The organism is Enterococcus ureilyticus (assembly GCF_001730315.1).
GTDB classification, from domain to species: Bacteria; Bacillota; Bacilli; order Lactobacillales; family Enterococcaceae; genus Enterococcus_L; species Enterococcus_L ureilyticus.
Genome location: NZ_MIKC01000016.1, coordinates 16073 through 32624, shown reverse-complemented (window position 1 = coordinate 32624; position 16552 = coordinate 16073). Strand labels below are relative to the sequence as shown.

At 36.1% G+C, this 16552-nt stretch carries 17 protein-coding genes; 13 read left to right on the top strand and 4 right to left on the bottom strand.

Annotated elements, in window-relative coordinates; all coding sequences use genetic code 11:
* Positions 1–269: 269 nt before the first annotated feature.
* Complete coding sequence (gene rpmH / locus BCR24_RS08575; RefSeq protein WP_010762140.1) at positions 270–404, bottom strand: 50S ribosomal protein L34; 135 nt, start codon at positions 402–404, stop codon at positions 270–272.
* A 681-nt stretch (positions 405–1085) separates the two neighbouring features.
* Between rpmH and dnaA the strand changes: the two genes are divergently transcribed.
* Together dnaA and dnaN are read left to right on the top strand one after the other, a co-directional pair.
* Complete coding sequence (gene dnaA, locus BCR24_RS08570) at positions 1086–2429, top strand: chromosomal replication initiator protein DnaA (protein WP_069640138.1); 1344 nt, start codon at positions 1086–1088, stop codon at positions 2427–2429.
* A gap of 200 nt (positions 2430–2629) precedes the next feature.
* Complete coding sequence (dnaN, locus tag BCR24_RS08565) at positions 2630–3760, top strand: DNA polymerase III subunit beta (protein ID WP_069640137.1); 1131 nt, start codon at positions 2630–2632, stop codon at positions 3758–3760.
* Here the strand turns inward: dnaN and BCR24_RS16460 are convergent.
* Together BCR24_RS16460 and BCR24_RS08560 are read right to left on the bottom strand one after the other, a co-directional pair.
* Positions 3757–4083, bottom strand: coding sequence for a DUF2812 domain-containing protein (locus tag BCR24_RS16460; protein ID WP_276308295.1), 327 nt, complete (start codon positions 4081–4083; stop codon positions 3757–3759). The two genes, dnaN and BCR24_RS16460, sit on opposite strands and share 4 nt — an antisense overlap.
* Positions 4080–4388 carry a PadR family transcriptional regulator gene (locus BCR24_RS08560; protein ID WP_069640136.1) on the bottom strand — a complete coding sequence of 103 codons (309 nt, stop codon included), beginning with the start codon at positions 4386–4388 and terminating at the stop codon, positions 4080–4082. Before BCR24_RS08560 ends, BCR24_RS16460 begins: the two co-directional genes overlap by 4 nt.
* Before the next feature lie 304 nt (positions 4389–4692).
* Here BCR24_RS08560 and yaaA point away from each other — a divergent pair, with 304 nt between their 5' ends.
* The 6 genes from yaaA to BCR24_RS16850 all read left to right on the top strand — a co-directional run bounded on the left by yaaA (position 4693) and on the right by BCR24_RS16850 (position 11407).
* Entirely contained in the window at positions 4693–4935 is a 243-nt protein-coding gene (yaaA, locus tag BCR24_RS08555) for a S4 domain-containing protein YaaA (RefSeq protein WP_069640135.1), read from the top strand.
* Positions 4922–6049, top strand: coding sequence for a DNA replication/repair protein RecF (gene recF / locus BCR24_RS08550; protein ID WP_069640134.1), 1128 nt, complete (start codon positions 4922–4924; stop codon positions 6047–6049). The genes yaaA and recF overlap by 14 nt, the downstream gene beginning before the upstream one ends.
* On the top strand, positions 6046–7995 hold the full coding sequence (gene gyrB / locus BCR24_RS08545) for a DNA topoisomerase (ATP-hydrolyzing) subunit B (RefSeq protein WP_069640133.1): 1950 nt from the start codon (positions 6046–6048) through the stop codon (positions 7993–7995). The genes recF and gyrB overlap by 4 nt, the downstream gene beginning before the upstream one ends.
* 19 nt (positions 7996–8014) lie before the next feature.
* Positions 8015–10534 carry a DNA gyrase subunit A gene (gyrA, locus tag BCR24_RS08540; RefSeq protein WP_069640132.1) on the top strand — a complete coding sequence of 840 codons (2520 nt, stop codon included), beginning with the start codon at positions 8015–8017 and terminating at the stop codon, positions 10532–10534.
* Between the two features lie 145 nt (positions 10535–10679).
* On the top strand, positions 10680–11111 hold the full coding sequence (locus BCR24_RS08535; protein WP_069640131.1) for a hypothetical protein: 432 nt from the start codon (positions 10680–10682) through the stop codon (positions 11109–11111).
* Positions 11112–11239: 128 nt separating this feature from the next.
* Positions 11240–11407 (top strand): hypothetical protein, encoded by a 168-nt coding sequence (locus BCR24_RS16850; protein ID WP_157804678.1) that lies wholly within the window; start codon positions 11240–11242, stop codon positions 11405–11407.
* Between the two features lie 118 nt (positions 11408–11525).
* On the opposite strand, the gene BCR24_RS08530 is transcribed toward BCR24_RS16850, so the two are convergent.
* Positions 11526–11897, bottom strand: a complete 372-nt coding sequence (locus BCR24_RS08530; RefSeq protein ID WP_069640130.1) for a PaaI family thioesterase — start codon at positions 11895–11897, stop codon at positions 11526–11528.
* Between the two features lie 183 nt (positions 11898–12080).
* Between BCR24_RS08530 and BCR24_RS08525 the strand changes: the two genes are divergently transcribed.
* The 5 genes from BCR24_RS08525 (at position 12081) to menB (ending at position 16552) form a co-directional block, all read left to right on the top strand.
* Positions 12081–12464 (top strand): YccF domain-containing protein, encoded by a 384-nt coding sequence (locus BCR24_RS08525; RefSeq protein ID WP_069640129.1) that lies wholly within the window; start codon positions 12081–12083, stop codon positions 12462–12464.
* A gap of 297 nt (positions 12465–12761) precedes the next feature.
* Positions 12762–14279 (top strand): zinc ABC transporter substrate-binding protein AdcA, encoded by a 1518-nt coding sequence (locus BCR24_RS08520; protein WP_069640128.1) that lies wholly within the window; start codon positions 12762–12764, stop codon positions 14277–14279.
* Between the two features lie 66 nt (positions 14280–14345).
* Positions 14346–14690, top strand: a complete 345-nt coding sequence (locus tag BCR24_RS17405; protein ID WP_069640127.1) for an Abi family protein — start codon at positions 14346–14348, stop codon at positions 14688–14690.
* 48 nt (positions 14691–14738) lie between these two features.
* Positions 14739–14945 carry a hypothetical protein gene (locus BCR24_RS16970; RefSeq protein WP_069640126.1) on the top strand — a complete coding sequence of 69 codons (207 nt, stop codon included), beginning with the start codon at positions 14739–14741 and terminating at the stop codon, positions 14943–14945.
* Between the two features lie 791 nt (positions 14946–15736).
* Positions 15737–16552 carry a 1,4-dihydroxy-2-naphthoyl-CoA synthase gene (gene menB, locus BCR24_RS08505; protein ID WP_069640125.1) on the top strand — a complete coding sequence of 272 codons (816 nt, stop codon included), beginning with the start codon at positions 15737–15739 and terminating at the stop codon, positions 16550–16552.

Below are 16552 nucleotides of genomic sequence, written 5' to 3'. Positions count from 1 at the left end.
CATCCACTCTGGCTAAGCTCCATGAGCTCAGTTTTTTTCTAGCTATTCACTTTCTCTGCTTTTTATTAAAGTGCTATCTTGATGTAGTGATTCTCTAGTTAGGTAACTTCGCTCACTACGTTCGCCAAGTATTGTTCATCATCCACTCTGGCTAAGCCAATCGTGGTGATTCACAACAAAAGAACCCTTTATTATTTCCACACATACATTGTGAAGATAATAAAGGGTTCTTAGTTTGAACTTGATTCGTTATTTAAAATCAACATAGATTATGCTGAAATAACTTTTCTGCCTTTACGACGTCTGCTCGCTAATACGTTGCGACCATTTTTTGTGCTCATGCGTTTACGGAAACCGTGAACTTTTTGACGTTTGCGTTTGTTTGGTTGATACGTTCTTTTCATCTCTTGTTCCACCTCCTGAAATTGTAACTATCCATCAATACATAGACATACTTTGATAGTATACCTAGTATTGGGTATATTTGTCAATAAATTTTAAGAAATTAATTTTTCCACTTAACGAAATAAGTTATCCACAAAATAAAAAACATTCGGGATAACTTGTGGATAGTTTTTTTAAGCAGCACATTTCATTTTTAGTTTTCTCCACACTTTTACACAAAAAAACAGGTTGTTAAAAAGTTATGCACATCCTATTTTTAAGCTGTGCATAACTTTGCGAAAAGTCTGTATTCCTTGGATTTGTTTTGCAGAACGTGCTGTGGATAAATAAATTTTTGATGAGAAATCCACCGTTTATTCTCTCTTTGTGGATAAGTTTATAACCCTCTGTGAATTTTTTTTCCACAATTCACAATTTGCCTGTGGAAAAAGTTCCGAAAAAATGCTAAAATTCTATTTGCTTATCTATTTATATTTATTCTGCTTTTTTATATACAAAAATTTATTTCGTTCTTCTGAAAAAGTGCTCGTTACGCTTTTATTTCTATACTAGCTGCACAAGCCAGCTTTTCAGAAAAAAGAGAACCTATGAATAAGGCAAAAAACACCTTCGTCATATTTTCCTATTTTTCTGTCAGAGCTAAGCGGCTTGTTTCGCTTTTAAACTAAGGAGGTCACCATATGCCCGATATGGAAAGTTTCTGGAGAGATCTGGAAGATACTTACCAATCTGTTTTGTCTGCGCCAAGTTTCGATGCTTGGATAAAAACGACTAAACCGTTAAAGTTGGAAAATAACCAGTTATGGTTAGAGGTTCCTTCTGCCGTTCATAAAGACTATTGGGAAAAGAATTTAGCCGCAAAAATCGTCGAGACTGGCTTTAAATTAACTGGCGCTGAAGTGATGCCTCATTTTGTTGTCACTGGCGAACAAGAGACGATGACCGTTCAAGAAGAGAAAAAAAGCCCAGTGACACAAGACAAAATTGCTGAACATGGGAAAAAAGCCTTATTAAATCCAAAGTACTCTTTCGATACATTTGTTATCGGAAAAGGCAACCAAATGGCGCATGCTGCGGCTTTAGTTGTGGCAGAAGACCCAGGTTCTATTTATAATCCCTTATTCTTTTATGGTGGTGTTGGACTGGGTAAAACCCATTTGATGCACGCAATTGGTCATCAAATGCTGCAAAATCGCCCTGATGCCAAAGTGAAGTATGTTAGTAGTGAAACATTCACAAATGAATTCATCAATTCGATTCAAACAAAAAATTCAGAGCAATTTAGAAAAGAATATCGAAATGTTGATTTACTTTTAGTCGATGATATTCAATTTTTAGCTGAAAAAGAAGCAACCTTGGAAGAATTTTTCCATACCTTTAATGATTTGTATAATGAGAACAAGCAAATCGTACTAACTAGTGATCGGCCGCCCAATGATATTCCAAAACTACCTGAGCGGTTAGTTTCTCGTTTTGCATGGGGACTATCTGTCGATATCACACCACCTGATTTAGAGACTCGAATTGCTATCTTGCGGAAAAAAGCAGATGCAGAACGACTAGAGATCCCAGACGATACGTTAAGTTACATTGCTGGCCAAATTGATTCCAATATTCGTGAACTCGAAGGTGCACTAGTCCGTGTTCAAGCATATGCAACGATCAATGGCGAAGATATCACGACGAGTTTAGCAGCAGATGCATTGAAATCTTTAAAATCGGTGGGGAGTCAAAACCATCTATCGATTTTACAAATTCAAGAAGAAGTGGCAAAGTATTACCATATTCAATTAAAAGATTTAAAAGGCAAGAAACGGGTCAAATCGATTGTTGTGCCTCGACAAATCTCCATGTATCTTTCTCGAGAGATGACAGAGAATTCTCTACCAAAGATCGGTGCCGAGTTTGGTGGAAAAGATCATACAACAGTCATCCATGCCCATGAAAAAATCCAGCAATTAATGGAAAAAGATCCAACGATTCAAAAAGAAGTTGGCGAAATCAAAAACTTACTTAATTCGTAGCCTGTGGATAAAAAAGCGAATAAGCAAAAAGTTTTCCACAAGTTATACACAGGTGGAAAACTTATCTTGTATTTCATTTCCTGACTTTTCCACAGAATTAACAGGACCTACTACTTTTATTATTTATTTATATATAAATACAAAACTAACTTCGCAAAATTTATGCTTTTAAAATCAATTAAAAAAGGAGTTCAATCATTATGAAATTAACTGTAAAGAGAAATATATTTTTACAAGAATTACAAACAGTTCAAAGAGCTATCTCTTCTAAAACGACGATCCCTATTTTAACCGGTGTTAAAATTGTTTTAACAGATGAAGGATTAACCCTTACAGGTAGCAATGCAGATATCTCTATTGAAAGTTTTCTAAGTAAAGAAGACGAAAAAGCCCAAATGACGATTGAATCAACTGGCAGTATTGTTTTACAAGCACGTTTCTTTGGCGAAATCATTCGTAAATTACCAGAGGATATGTTTACTTTAGAAGTCTTAGATAATAATCAAGTCGCCATCACTTCCGGAAAAGCTGATTTTACAGTAAACGGATTAGATGCAGATAATTATCCACACCTGCCTGTGATCGATGCTAAAAATCAAATCCAATTGCCGGTTCACTTGTTGACAAAAATTATCAATGAAACAGGCTTTGCGGTTTCTCTGCACGAGAGTCGTCCGATTTTGACCGGAGTTCATTTTATTTTGGACAATCAAAAATTATTGGCAGTAGCGACAGATTCACATCGTTTAAGTCAACGAATCATTCCAATCGAACAAGCAGCAGAAAATTTCAATATCGTGATTCCTGGGAAAAGTTTAACTGAGCTTTCTCGTTCATTCACAAATGAAGAAGAAATGGTCGAAATCAGTATTATGGAAAACCAAGTATTGTTCAAGACGCAAAATATGTATTTCTATTCTCGTTTACTAGAGGGAAATTATCCTGATACAAATCGTTTGATTCCAACAAGCTTTAATACCGAAATTGATTTTTATGTTCCTGAATTATTATCCGCTATCGATCGTGCCTCATTATTGTCACATGAAGGCCGTAATAATATTGTTCGTTTAGCCATTGCTTCTGATTCGGTGATTCTTTATGGAAACTCTCCTGAAATCGGTAAAGTGGAAGAACCATTAAATTATGAAAAAGTAACGGGCGATCCGTTGGAGATTTCTTTCAATCCAGATTATATGAAAGATGCATTGCGTGCATTCGGGGATATGAGTATTACAGTTAAATTTATTTCAGCGATTCGTCCCTTTACTTTGGAACCGACAGAAACGGATTTAGACTTCATTCAATTGATTACTCCTGTTCGTACAAATTAAAAAACGAAAACTATTAACCATATATGGAAAAAATGTGTGTAAAAAATGGAATTTCCATTTTTTACACACATTTTTTTATAGTTATTGCAGCGAATAGAAAAAATAACATTGGCAGCATCTGTATTATTTAAAAGAAGGTTTCCATAAGAATCATTCCAACAATTACCATTGACGCGATACCAACCACTATCTTCAAAAAAAGTTAAATAAGTAAGATAGTCAGATTTCTTTTCAAATGTTTGATAATCAATCCGATAGTTCAAATTCTTAGGTATTGTCTTTTCAAACGTATAAAGATTCTTCTTTTTTTCATTGGCTCCTATAATAAATCATCAGCAAGCACGACTAATTGTTTCAAGCGTTTTACTTCTAGCTTTAAAACATCTTTTCCTATATCGGTCAAAATATAAACGCGTCGGCGCTTGTCATCGCCAGGTACCTCACGAATCAACTTCTGTTTCAATAAATTTTCTGTGGCTCCATACATAGTACCAGCTGCGATTTGTACTCGACCTCCGCTTAATTCTTCTACTTTTTGCATAATCGCGTATCCATGCGATGGGTTGATTAGTGAAATCATAATGTAAAACGTTGTTTCTGTTAGTGGTAATATCTTATTACGGTTCATAGATGCACACCTTTTTTACAATTTAATTATACAGTTCAACTATACAAGTGAATTATATATCGACGAACTGTATAAGTCAATTATTGATAGTATCAAAATAAAACTAGTAAAAAAAATTTCAAGAACCTCAACTTACAAATTTCTTCTTAAAATGCATTTTAAGCCTTTTTTAATCGTTAGAATATTTTTTGTCGATTGTATTCAAAATTGCTTAGAAACAAAATTAGACGGATAAATTTGTTTTTTGGCTTAAAAAAGAGTATAATATGAGAGTAAAAGTGAAAACAAAAAAGAGGGATGCAGTTTGAAAAAGACGATTGTTTTAGAAACGGATTATATGACACTTGGTCAAGTCTTAAAAGAAGTCGATGTTATCAGTAGCGGCGGTGCTGCCAAGTGGTACTTAGCTGAGAATACTGTTTTCGTAGATGGAGAATTAGAGAATCGCCGTGGTCGTAAATTATATGCTGGTATGATGCTTGAGATACCTGAAGAAGGTACTTTTTTTATGGTAAAAAAAGGCGAACCAATCGATGAGACTGAATGAAATCGAGGTACAGCATTATCGCAATTATGATGGGCTGACGTTAGATTTCCCTAAAACACTAAATATTTTTCTAGGAGAAAATGCGCAAGGCAAGACAAATCTGCTGGAAAGTATTTATGTTTTAGCGATGACCCGCAGTCATAGAACAAGCAACGAAAAAGAGTTGGTTCACTGGGATTCTGATTCTGCAAGAATCAGCGGTGTTATCCAAAAGAAGACAGGAACTGTTCCTTTAGAGATCCTTATTTCTAATAAAGGTCGTAAGACAAAAGTCAATCATATTGAACAAAAGCGCTTAAGTTCATATATCGGTCAGCTAAACGTCATTTTATTTGCGCCAGAGGATTTATCTTTAGTCAAAGGATCGCCACAATTGCGGCGTAAGTTTATCGATATGGAATTAGGTCAAGTCAATCCAATTTATTTGTATGACTTGGTTCAATATCAGTCTGTCTTAAAACAACGCAACCAATATTTAAAACAATTAGCTGAAAAAAAACAATCAGATCTTGTTTATTTAGATATTTTAACGGAGCAATTGGCGGAATTTGGCGGTAAAGTTTTATTTGCTCGTCTAGAATTTATCCAAAAACTAGAACATTGGGCTAATCTACTTCATAAGAAAATCAGCCATGAAAAAGAAGAATTAGCAATCGACTATTTTTCAAGTATCCCATTAGACAAAGAAAATTTTTCACTAGAAGAGATCCAAAAGCAACTATTACAGAGCCTTTTTGACAGCCGAAAACGAGAATTGTTTAAGGCAAATACATTTTTAGGGCCTCATCGAGATGACCTGATTTTTAATGTAAATGGACAAAATGTCCAAACATATGGTTCACAAGGACAACAACGAACCACGGCTCTTAGCGTAAAGCTTGCGGAAATTGATTTAATGTATTCAGAAACAGGAGAATATCCTGTCTTGTTATTGGATGATGTCATGAGTGAGTTAGATAATGAACGACAATTGCACCTGCTAGAAACGATTGAAGGAAAGGTTCAAACTTTTTTAACAACCACGAGTTTGGATCATTTAAACAATAAATTAACTGTTGAACCAGATATATTTTATGTTCATCAGGGAGAGATAGAGAGGGAAGCATCTATATGACAGAAGAAGAAAAAAACATGAAAGAACGTGCCCAAGAATATGATGCCAGTCAGATCCAGGTATTAGAAGGTCTTGAAGCGGTTCGTAAACGTCCTGGTATGTACATAGGATCGACAAGTTCAGAAGGGTTACATCACTTAGTTTGGGAGATCGTTGATAATTCGATCGATGAAGCTTTGGCTGGCTTTGCATCAAGTATCCAAGTAATTATTGAAGAAGACAATAGTATTACAGTTGTCGATGATGGACGTGGGATCCCTGTCGGTATTCAAGCTAAAACAGGTCGTCCAGCGGTAGAAACAGTCTTTACGGTTCTCCATGCTGGAGGAAAATTCGGCGGTGGCGGCTATAAAGTTTCCGGCGGACTTCACGGGGTAGGTTCCTCTGTTGTTAATGCTCTATCAACAACATTAGACGTAAAAGTCTACAAAGAAGGTAAAATTTATTTCCAAGAGTTCCATCAAGGTGCTGTCAAAGATGATTTGAAAGTAATTGGTGATACAGATCGTCATGGGACGACTGTCCATTTTATTCCAGATCCAGAAATTTTTACAGAAACAATTGTATTCAACTTTGATAAATTAGCGACGCGTGTTAGAGAGCTAGCATTCTTGAATAAAGGGTTAAAAATCTCTATTGAAGATAAACGTGAAGAAAAACCTGTCTTGAAAGAGTATCACTACGAAGGCGGGATCAAGAGTTACGTAGAGCATTTGAATGCGAATAAAGATGTATTGTTCCCAGAACCTGTTTTCATTGAAGGAGAACAACAAGACATCATTGTTGAAGTCTCTATGCAATACACAGATGGTTACCATACTAATTTACTAAGTTTCGCCAACAACATTCATACCTATGAAGGCGGAACCCATGAATCAGGTTTCAAAACGTCATTAACGCGTGTCATCAATGATTACGCTCGTAAACAAAAGATCATGAAAGAAAATGACGAAAATCTAACTGGGGAAGATGTTCGTGAAGGATTGACAGCTGTTATTTCGATCAAACATCCAGAACCTCAATTTGAAGGACAAACGAAAACAAAATTAGGAAATTCAGAAGTTCGGACTGTTACAGATCGTTTATTCTCTGAGTATTTCAATAAATTCTTGATGGAAAACCCAACTGTGGGTAAACAAATCGTTGAAAAAGGTCTACTTGCGTCTAAAGCTCGTATGGCGGCTAAAAGAGCCCGTGAAGTGACTCGTCGTAAAGGCGCTCTTGAAATCAGTAATTTACCCGGTAAACTAGCCGATTGTTCAAGTAAAGATCCTGAAAAATGCGAAATCTTCATCGTCGAAGGAGATTCAGCCGGTGGATCAGCAAAACAAGGTCGCAGCCGCGAATTTCAAGCAATTTTACCAATTCGTGGGAAAATCTTGAACGTTGAAAAAGCCAGCATGGATAAAATTTTAGCGAATGAAGAGATTCGTTCACTATTTACAGCGATGGGGACAGGGTTTGGTGCTGATTTTGATGTATCTAAAGCACGATATCACAAATTAGTAATCATGACCGATGCCGATGTCGATGGCGCACATATCCGTACGCTGTTGTTGACACTGTTCTATCGTTTCATGCGTCCGGTTGTTGAAGCGGGATATGTATATATCGCTCAACCACCGTTATATGGGGTCAAACAAGGGAAAAATATCACCTACGTTCAACCAGGAAAAAATGCTGAGGAAGAACTAGCTCAAGTTTTAGAGAGCCTACCAGCTAGTCCAAAACCGAGCGTTCAACGTTATAAAGGTCTTGGAGAGATGGATGATCATCAATTGTGGGAAACAACCATGGATCCTGAAAAACGTTTGATGTCACGTGTCAGTGTTGATGATGCGATCGAAGCCGATCAAATTTTTGAAATGTTGATGGGGGACCGTGTTGAACCACGCCGAGCATTTATTGAAGAAAATGCCCATTACGTGAAAAATCTAGATATTTAATGAAGAAGGAGATAAATTCATGAGTGAAGAAATCAAAGAGAACATTCAAGACGTCAATCTGACCAGTGAAATGAAAGAATCCTTCATTGATTATGCAATGAGCGTTATTGTGGCGCGTGCGTTGCCGGATGTTCGTGATGGGTTAAAACCAGTTCATCGTCGTATTTTATACGGGATGAATGAATTAGGTGTGACACCTGATAAACCACATAAAAAATCTGCTCGTATCGTTGGGGATGTTATGGGTAAGTACCATCCCCATGGAGATTCATCCATTTATGAAGCAATGGTACGAATGGCTCAACCATTTAGCTATCGCAGTATGCTAGTTGATGGACATGGAAACTTCGGTTCTGTCGATGGCGACGGTGCTGCTGCGATGCGTTATACCGAAGCGAGAATGAGTAAGATCGCATTGGAAATGTTACGTGATATCAATAAAAATACCGTAGATTTTCATGGAAACTATGATGACTCAGAACAAGAACCAGATGTACTGCCAGCACGTTTCCCTAACCTGTTAGTGAATGGTACGACAGGGATCGCTGTTGGGATGGCAACCAATATTCCGCCCCATAATTTAGCTGAAGTAATCGAAGCTGCAAGTTTATTGATGGAAAATCCCGATGCAACAACGAATGAATTGATGGAAGTATTACCTGGACCAGATTTCCCTACAGGTGGTTTAGTTATGGGTAAATCAGGTATTCGCCGTGCCTATGAAACAGGTCGAGGATCGATCACGATTCGTGCCAAAGTTGAGATTGTTGATATGCCAAACGGTAAAGAACGTATCTTAGTTTCTGAGTTGCCATATATGGTCAATAAAGCACGCTTGATCGAACGAATTTCAGAATTGCACCGTGAAAAACGAATCGAAGGAATCACTGATTTACGTGATGAATCTTCTCGTGAAGGTATGCGGATCGTCATTGACGTTCGTCGTGATGTCAGTGCTTCTGTTATCTTGAATAATCTATATAAAATGACCGCATTGCAAACCTCTTTTGGTTTTAATATGTTGGCAATCGAAAAAGGGATTCCTAAGATTTTGAGCTTGAAAGAAATTCTTGAAAATTATATAGAGCATCAAAAAGAAGTTATTACACGTCGTACAGAATTTGATAAGAAAAAAGCTGAAGCGCGTGCTCATATCTTAGAAGGGTTACGAATTGCGTTAGATCACATTGATGAGATCATCGCAATTATTCGAAACTCAAAAGCAGATGATGAAGCAAAAGCTTCTTTGATTGAACGTTTTGAATTTTCAGATCGTCAAGCACAAGCGATTCTAGATATGCGTTTACGCCGTTTAACAGGTTTAGAACGTGATAAGATTGAAAATGAATACCAAGAATTATTGAAATTTATTGCTGATTTGAATGATATTTTAGCTCGTCCAGAACGTGTTATTGAGATCATCAAAACAGAGCTAGGTGAAATTCATGATAAATACGGCGATGCTCGCCGCACAGAACTATTAGTCGGTGAAGTCCTAAGTTTAGAGGACGAAGACTTGATCGAAGAAGCCGAAGTCGTGATTACTTTGACAAACAATGGCTACATCAAACGAATGGCTAATAGTGAATTTAGAGCACAACGCCGTGGTGGTCGTGGTGTTCAAGGGATGGGTGTTCATGATGATGATTTCGTGAAAAATCTTGTTTCTTGTTCAACCCATGATACGTTATTATTCTTTACGAATAACGGTAAAGTTTATCGTGCCAAAGGCTATGAAATTCCAGAATACGGCAGAACAGCCAAAGGTATTCCTGTGATCAACATGCTAGGTATCGATTCTAGTGAGAAGATCCAAGCGATCATTGCTGTTGAAGGACAAGCTGAAGAGGGTCATTATCTCTTCTTCACGACTCGTAAAGGTACCGTTAAACGTACCGCCGTTAAAGCATTCTCTAACATTAGAAGTAATGGTTTGATTGCAATCGGCCTAAAAGAAGAGGATGAACTAGTTAATGTTGTCTTAACGAATGGGGAGCAAAACATGATCATCGGAACACATAATGGTTATTCTGTGACCTTTGCTGAAACTGCTGTTCGTGACATGGGTCGTACAGCATCAGGTGTGCGTGGTATTCGTCTAAGAGAAGATGATTACGTCGTAGGAGCCTCTCTACTCGACGCTAACACGGAAGTTCTAGTGTTGACGGAAAATGGTTACGGTAAGCGTACAAAAGCCTCTGAGTACCCTGTGAAGGGCCGTGGCGGTAAAGGAATCAAGACCGCCAACATTACAGCGAAAAATGGACCACTAGCAGGACTTACGACTGTTCATGGAGATGAAGATATTCTAGTGATCACCAATAAAGGGGTCATTATTCGTTTCAATGTCGATTCAGTCTCTCAAACAGGGCGTGCTACATTAGGGGTTCGTTTGATGAGAATGGAAGAAGATGCAAAAGTGGTGACGATGGCGGTTGTTGAGCCGGAACCAGATGAAATCGTTGAAGAAGTTGAAAGTGTTGAAACAATAGTTATTGAAACAGAAACACCAGATGCAGACACAACAACAGAAGAATAAATACAAAAAGAACGTTTCAGCGCAAGATGCTGAAACGTTCTTTTTGTATACTAAATAAATTCAAAAAAAATACAATATCTTTTTGCTTTGTTTTGAAAAAAATTATGATTATAATGGAGAGTAATAAGAAGTGAGAGGTAAGAATATGACACAAGAAAAATTATTATTATCTAAGACTTTTTCAAAACAATTAAATATTGGAACGGCATTATCTAACTTCATTGATAATATACTTGAAATATTCGGAGAAAAAACGAGTGTTTATGAGCGCAGACCGATTACTTTTTCAGAATATTTATACGTTGAAATGATTACTTTTTCAAATGGTTTTCAGATCAGAACTAGCTTAAAAAGAAATCCAGAAACGTTTGAGATCGAAGCTTTTGCTTATTCTGAACCGAATCATGTCTATTTATCAAATTTAACTTCAGAAGAATTATATCTGATGTATTCGCTTGTCAAAAAAGAAAGGGAAAATATGTTAAATCAAAAATATGCAGATGTAGATCAACAAAAATTAGAAGTACTTTCCTCTTTATTGATGAATTTGAAAGTCATAACAGGGGAAATAATCTAGTTTAAGGCTAAATTTTATGTTAAAAAAAAAGGGTGACATTTGTCATGTTGATCCCTGACAAAAGCTTCTATTTTTCTATTGTGGAATCCGTCATAATAAGTTTATCAACTAATTAGGAGCGGATAAATATGACAAACCAAAATGAAAAAATCGAAGCATTAAAAGTAGAAAACGAAAACTTGAGATTACGTTTAGCAACGATGAAAGAGGATAATAAAAATGATCGGAATTCATGGATTTGGGTATTAGTGCCAGTGATGGGAATGCTGATTGGATTAGCAAGAACGATTTTTTAAAAGATAACAAAGAAGGTTTGTGACATGATAACGCTTAGCATTATCATGTCACAAACCTTTGAAAATCGCATAAACGGTGGTTAAAAAGAGACAAGCTTTTATTCCAACCTCGTTGTCATTACTTCTTTATTTTTCGACTCATCAATGTACAACGCCCAACAGCAGTCAATTCCCCAGAAGCATTAAAGATTTTACCTTCCCAAACTTGGAGGGCTTGTCCAATACGATCGGCTGTAGCAACTACAGTCAACGTTCCATCGACAACACTTTTTAGATGGTTGATTTGAAGATCGATACCAGCGGCATATGAATCCTGATCCAGCTGTTCATTGGCACCTAAACTACAAGCTGTTTCAATCAAAATACCATTCATTCCTCCATGCAAAACGCCATAAGGTTGTTTATGATAATCTTCTATTTTCATTGTTAAGACAACTTTTTCTTTTGATAGTTCAGTTGTTTCGATTTTTAGATAGTCTAGTAAATGCATGGAAATCCATCCTCTCGCTTGTTTTGAAGGTAAGTAGTTAAAGTATAGCACAGGTCGTGAGTTCATTAGAGTATGTAGGTATAATCTTTAAACTAGTTTTTATGCTTCAAGCAAGGGTTTATTTCTTGATTTTGTAGTATAATTTATTTTCATAATGAATTAAGAAGAAAGTAGGAACTAAGAATGGGTTGTTTAGGCAATATTATTTGGTTTATTTTTGGCGGTTTTTTTGGTGGGTTGACTTGGCTGTTAGCTGGGCTTTTATGGTGCGTTACCATTATTGGGATTCCGATCGGGTTACAGTGTTTCAAACTTGCAGGATTGAGTTTTTGGCCATTTGGTAAAAGAGTTGTGTATAGCACAAGTACGACCTCATTTTTAGTGAATATTCTTTGGTTGGTTCTCAGTGGCTTCTGGTTAGCTGTAGGGCATTGTATCAGTGGAATTATTTTATGTGTAACAATTATTGGGATTCCTTTTGGAATGCAGTCTTTTAAACTAGCTAAGCTAGCGTTGATGCCATTTGGTGCACAAGTAGTACTTACAAATAGTACTTATATGGAATAATCTTTAAAAAGTCAGCTGATATAAAGTTAACCATTTCGTTTGCCATCATCTGTATAAAATTGAAAAGCAGAGAAAAAACTTAAATGTTTTTTCTCTGTTTTTTAAATGTTTCTTGACAACAATAAAAAAAATTGTTATATTCTCATGTGATCAAAACGTAACCGTTACGATTTATCCGTGAGAAATCGGAAAGGAGTTCTCAGATGAAAGACTGAGTAATTAAAATTTTTACAAAAAAATCATTCAGATTGGCAATATGCAGAGGAACGAAACTATCAAAATTGAGGGAGCTTAAAAATGAAAAAGAGGTCAAAGATTATTATTACAGCAATATTTTTACTAACGATTATTCTAACGGCATGTACAAGACCCACAAACGAAAAAGAAGTCAATAAAGATAAAAAAAAGCTAACGATCGTCACTTCTTTTTATCCAATGTATGAATTTACAAGAAATATTGTCGGTGATGCTGGCGAGGTTACATTGATGGTGCCAGCAGGAACTGAAGCACATGATTATGAACCTTCTGCAAAGGAAATCGCTAACTTACAAGATGCGGATGCGTTTGTTTACAATAGTGAATATATGGAAACCTGGGTGCCTAAGATGGAAAAATCACTCAAAAATGTGACCAGTATCAAAGCAAGTGAAGGAATGGTTCTTTTACCCGGAAGTGAAGAGCATGACCATTCAGCAGAGGAAAATCATGAAGGGCATTCTCATGACTATGATCCTCATTTATGGTTGAGTCCCTTTCGTGCAATTAAAGAAGTGGAAACAATCAGAGATGGGTTGATCGACCAATTTCCAGAGCAAAAAACGACATTTACTAAAAATGCAGCTGATTACATTGAAGAGTTAACAGAGCTTAATAAGTTGTATGAAGCAAAGTTGGTGAATGCCAAACAAAAGAATTTTATTACGCAACATACAGCTTTTTCTTATTTAGCCTTAGATTACAACCTAAAACAAGTACCGATCGCAGGGATTTCTCCAGATCAAGAACCAAAACCTTCACGGATTGCGGAATTGAAAGAGCTAGTTGAAGAAACAGGAATCAACTATATCTATTTTGAAGAAAATGCGAATGACCGAGTAGCGAAAACCTTAGCGAGTGAAGCCGGTGTTGAATTACTTGTGTTAAATCCGTTAGAAGGACTTACCAACGATGACATGAAGGCGGGAAAAACGTACATCAGTGTGATGGAAGAGAATTTAGAAGCGCTGATAAAATCAACGGAAGTGACACCTAAAAAAGAAGTAACTGAAACTGCCGTAAATAAGACTGTTTCAAATGGGTACTTTGATGATAAGGATGTTAAAGATCGTGCTCTTTCTGATTATGCAGGTGAGTGGCAATCCGTATTTCCTTATTTAGAAGATGGCACGTTTGACCAAGTATTTGATTATAAAGAGAAATTAACAAAAAAAATGACGGCAGAAGAATACAAAGATTACTATCAAAAAGGGTATCAAACGGATGTTGATCGTATTGATATCAGTAAGGACGCTATGACATTTATAGTGGGGGATAAAAAATACACATCGAAATATAAATACGTAGGAAAAGAAATCTTAACTTACAAAGCTGGAAATCGTGGGGTTCGCTTTTTGTTTGAAGCAACGGAGGATACGCCATATAAGTATGTTCAATTTTCCGATCATGGCATCGCGCCTTCCAAAGCAGCACATTTCCATATCTATTTTGGTAATGAAAGTCAACAAAAATTATTGGAAGAAATGGATAATTGGCCGACTTATTATCCTGTAAGCATGACTGGATTTGAGATTGCACAAGAGATGTTAGCACATTGATAAAGAATAGAAAGAGTTAGAATTAATCCCATAAAAAATCCGTTAGTTGAGATTTTTTATGGGATTATGTTTGAATTAATTCACCTAAATACATGGTGGCTATTTTTATCAATAGTAGGTGGAACGAATCTCCATCGGGAGTATGATGAATACTGCAAAAATAAGATACTTTCAGAAAATCCTTATTTTGATGTAAGTACATATATTTCTGTAGAAAAAAAGATAATGTCTAGGAATAGAAATAGTGAAAGCTACCATTATGATTTATATGTAAAAAGAAAATGCAATCCACCTTTTTGGGTGTTGATTGAGTTAATGTCTTTTGGGGAGCTGATTAGATTTGTCGAATTTTATTATGAAGTTGATAAATCCAATCGTAATATATTTCATGAGGTATATGAATTATTATAGTATACTAAAAACTTTAGAGATTCTGCGGCACATAGCCGACTTTTACTTTTGAATATAACAAAGAAAAAACAAATTAATCCTACTCAAAAAGTTACAGAATTTGCCGGTAATGCCGGAATTGCAAAACTAGATAGAAAACAAAGAATTTCAAATATGAAAATATATGATTTTATTTGTATTCTGTTACTAAATGAAAAATATATACAAAGCAGTGCAATGAAAGCTAATAGAAAAAAAGAGCTAATGGAGTTGTGAAAAAGGTGTCTAAAACGAAGTAGTTGTTATAATGAGCATGAAGAGTTTAAAAAGATAGTTGAACTTTTCTGTAAAATCGTTGACTATTATTATTCCAATTGATAAATTATATTCAAAGGAAAAAACGGTACGACCGTTTATCGCTTAATCGCTATGCTGTGATTAAGATGGTTATTCTTCAAAAAACTATTTGATACAAGCAATGTTCAGCTATTTGTATCAAATAGTTTTTTTATTTATAAATAAACTATAGCTAAATTTGCAAAAAAATCAATCGTTTATTTTTGATGAAGTATTACACTTCATTTAAGCGTATCATCATAAAAATATAAATCATTGATGACATTTTTTTCTGACATAAACTTCAAGAAAAGATGTCGTAATAATTAGCTATAAAAAATAGAGGTCTTCCACCTCCTCTTTCATCACACTTTAAACCGTCTATCATTCTAAAAACTACATAATTGTGTATAATAGAAACATTGAAAACAATTTTTTCTGTCAGAGCTAAGCGGCTTGTTCCGCTTTTATGTTATCTAGCTACGCAGGCTAGCCTCTCGGGAAAAAGACAAATTATGAATGAGGCAAAAAGCACCTCAGTCATAATTTCCTATTTTCCAGTCGAGGCTGGACGAGCCCACTACGCTTTTAAAATTATCTAGCTGCACAAATCAATCCTTAGGAAAATAGATAAATTGTCAGTGAAACAAAGAACGTTTCAATGCCAATTTCCTAATTTTCTACAGGATTAATCGATTTGTTCCGCTTTAAAATTATAAGGAGGTTTCCTCATGAGAAACTGGACAACAATCAAAGAATACGATGAAATTTTATTTGAACAAGAAGGAAAAGTAGCGAAAATTACGATTAATCGCCCTCAAGTACACAATGCCTTTACGCCGAAAACAGTTATGGAAATGATTGATGCATTCAACATTAGCCGTGATAAACAAGATGTCGGCGTGATTATTTTAACGGGTGCAGGAGATAAAGCGTTTTGTTCCGGTGGTGACCAAAAAGTCCGTGGACATGGTGGTTATGTGGGTGAAGATAGTGTTCCTCGCTTAAATGTATTAGATTTACAACGGTTGATTCGTGTAATTCCAAAACCTGTTATTGCGATGGTCAAAGGCTATTCGATCGGTGGCGGAAATGTTCTTCAGCTTGTTTGTGATTTAACGATTGCAGCAGACAATGCAAAATTCGGTCAAACTGGACCGAACGTAGGAAGTTTCGATGGCGGCTATGGTTCTGGCTATTTAGCTCGTGTAGTTGGTCATAAAAAAGCCAAAGAAGTGTGGTTCCTATGCAAACAGTATTCAGCAGAAGAAGCGTTGGATATGGGCTGGATCAATACCGTTGTACCTTTAGCAGATGTTGAAGAGGTTACAATGGAGTGGGCAGAAGAAATGTTGAAGAAAAGTCCGCTTGCTTTACGTATGATCAAAGCATCTTTAAATGCTGATACAGATGGATTGGCTGGAATTCAGCAATTAGCAGGAGATGCAACCTTACTTTATTACACAATGGATGAAGCCAAAGAAGGACGCGATTCATTTAAAGAAAAACGTGATCCTGATTTCGACCAATTCCCTAAATTTCCATAA

Excerpts from the sequence above, each read along its gene's own strand:
- rpmH (WP_010762140.1), bottom strand. The coding sequence starts at position 404 with ATGAAAAGAACGTATCAACCAAACAAACGCAAACGTCAAAAAGTTCAC.
- dnaA (WP_069640138.1), top strand. The coding sequence starts at position 1,086 with ATGCCCGATATGGAAAGTTTCTGGAGAGATCTGGAAGATACTTACCAA.
- dnaN (WP_069640137.1), top strand. The coding sequence starts at position 2,630 with ATGAAATTAACTGTAAAGAGAAATATATTTTTACAAGAATTACAAACA.
- BCR24_RS08560 (WP_069640136.1), bottom strand. The coding sequence starts at position 4,388 with ATGAACCGTAATAAGATATTACCACTAACAGAAACAACGTTTTACATT.
- recF (WP_069640134.1), top strand. The coding sequence starts at position 4,922 with ATGAGACTGAATGAAATCGAGGTACAGCATTATCGCAATTATGATGGG.
- gyrB (WP_069640133.1), top strand. The coding sequence starts at position 6,046 with ATGACAGAAGAAGAAAAAAACATGAAAGAACGTGCCCAAGAATATGAT.
- gyrA (WP_069640132.1), top strand. The coding sequence starts at position 8,015 with ATGAGTGAAGAAATCAAAGAGAACATTCAAGACGTCAATCTGACCAGT.
- BCR24_RS08535 (WP_069640131.1), top strand. The coding sequence starts at position 10,680 with ATGACACAAGAAAAATTATTATTATCTAAGACTTTTTCAAAACAATTA.
- BCR24_RS16850 (WP_157804678.1), top strand. The coding sequence starts at position 11,240 with ATGACAAACCAAAATGAAAAAATCGAAGCATTAAAAGTAGAAAACGAA.
- BCR24_RS08530 (WP_069640130.1), bottom strand. The coding sequence starts at position 11,897 with ATGCATTTACTAGACTATCTAAAAATCGAAACAACTGAACTATCAAAA.
- BCR24_RS08525 (WP_069640129.1), top strand. The coding sequence starts at position 12,081 with ATGGGTTGTTTAGGCAATATTATTTGGTTTATTTTTGGCGGTTTTTTT.
- BCR24_RS08520 (WP_069640128.1), top strand. The coding sequence starts at position 12,762 with ATGAAAAAGAGGTCAAAGATTATTATTACAGCAATATTTTTACTAACG.
- BCR24_RS17405 (WP_069640127.1), top strand. The coding sequence starts at position 14,346 with ATGTTTGAATTAATTCACCTAAATACATGGTGGCTATTTTTATCAATA.
- menB (WP_069640125.1), top strand. The coding sequence starts at position 15,737 with ATGAGAAACTGGACAACAATCAAAGAATACGATGAAATTTTATTTGAA.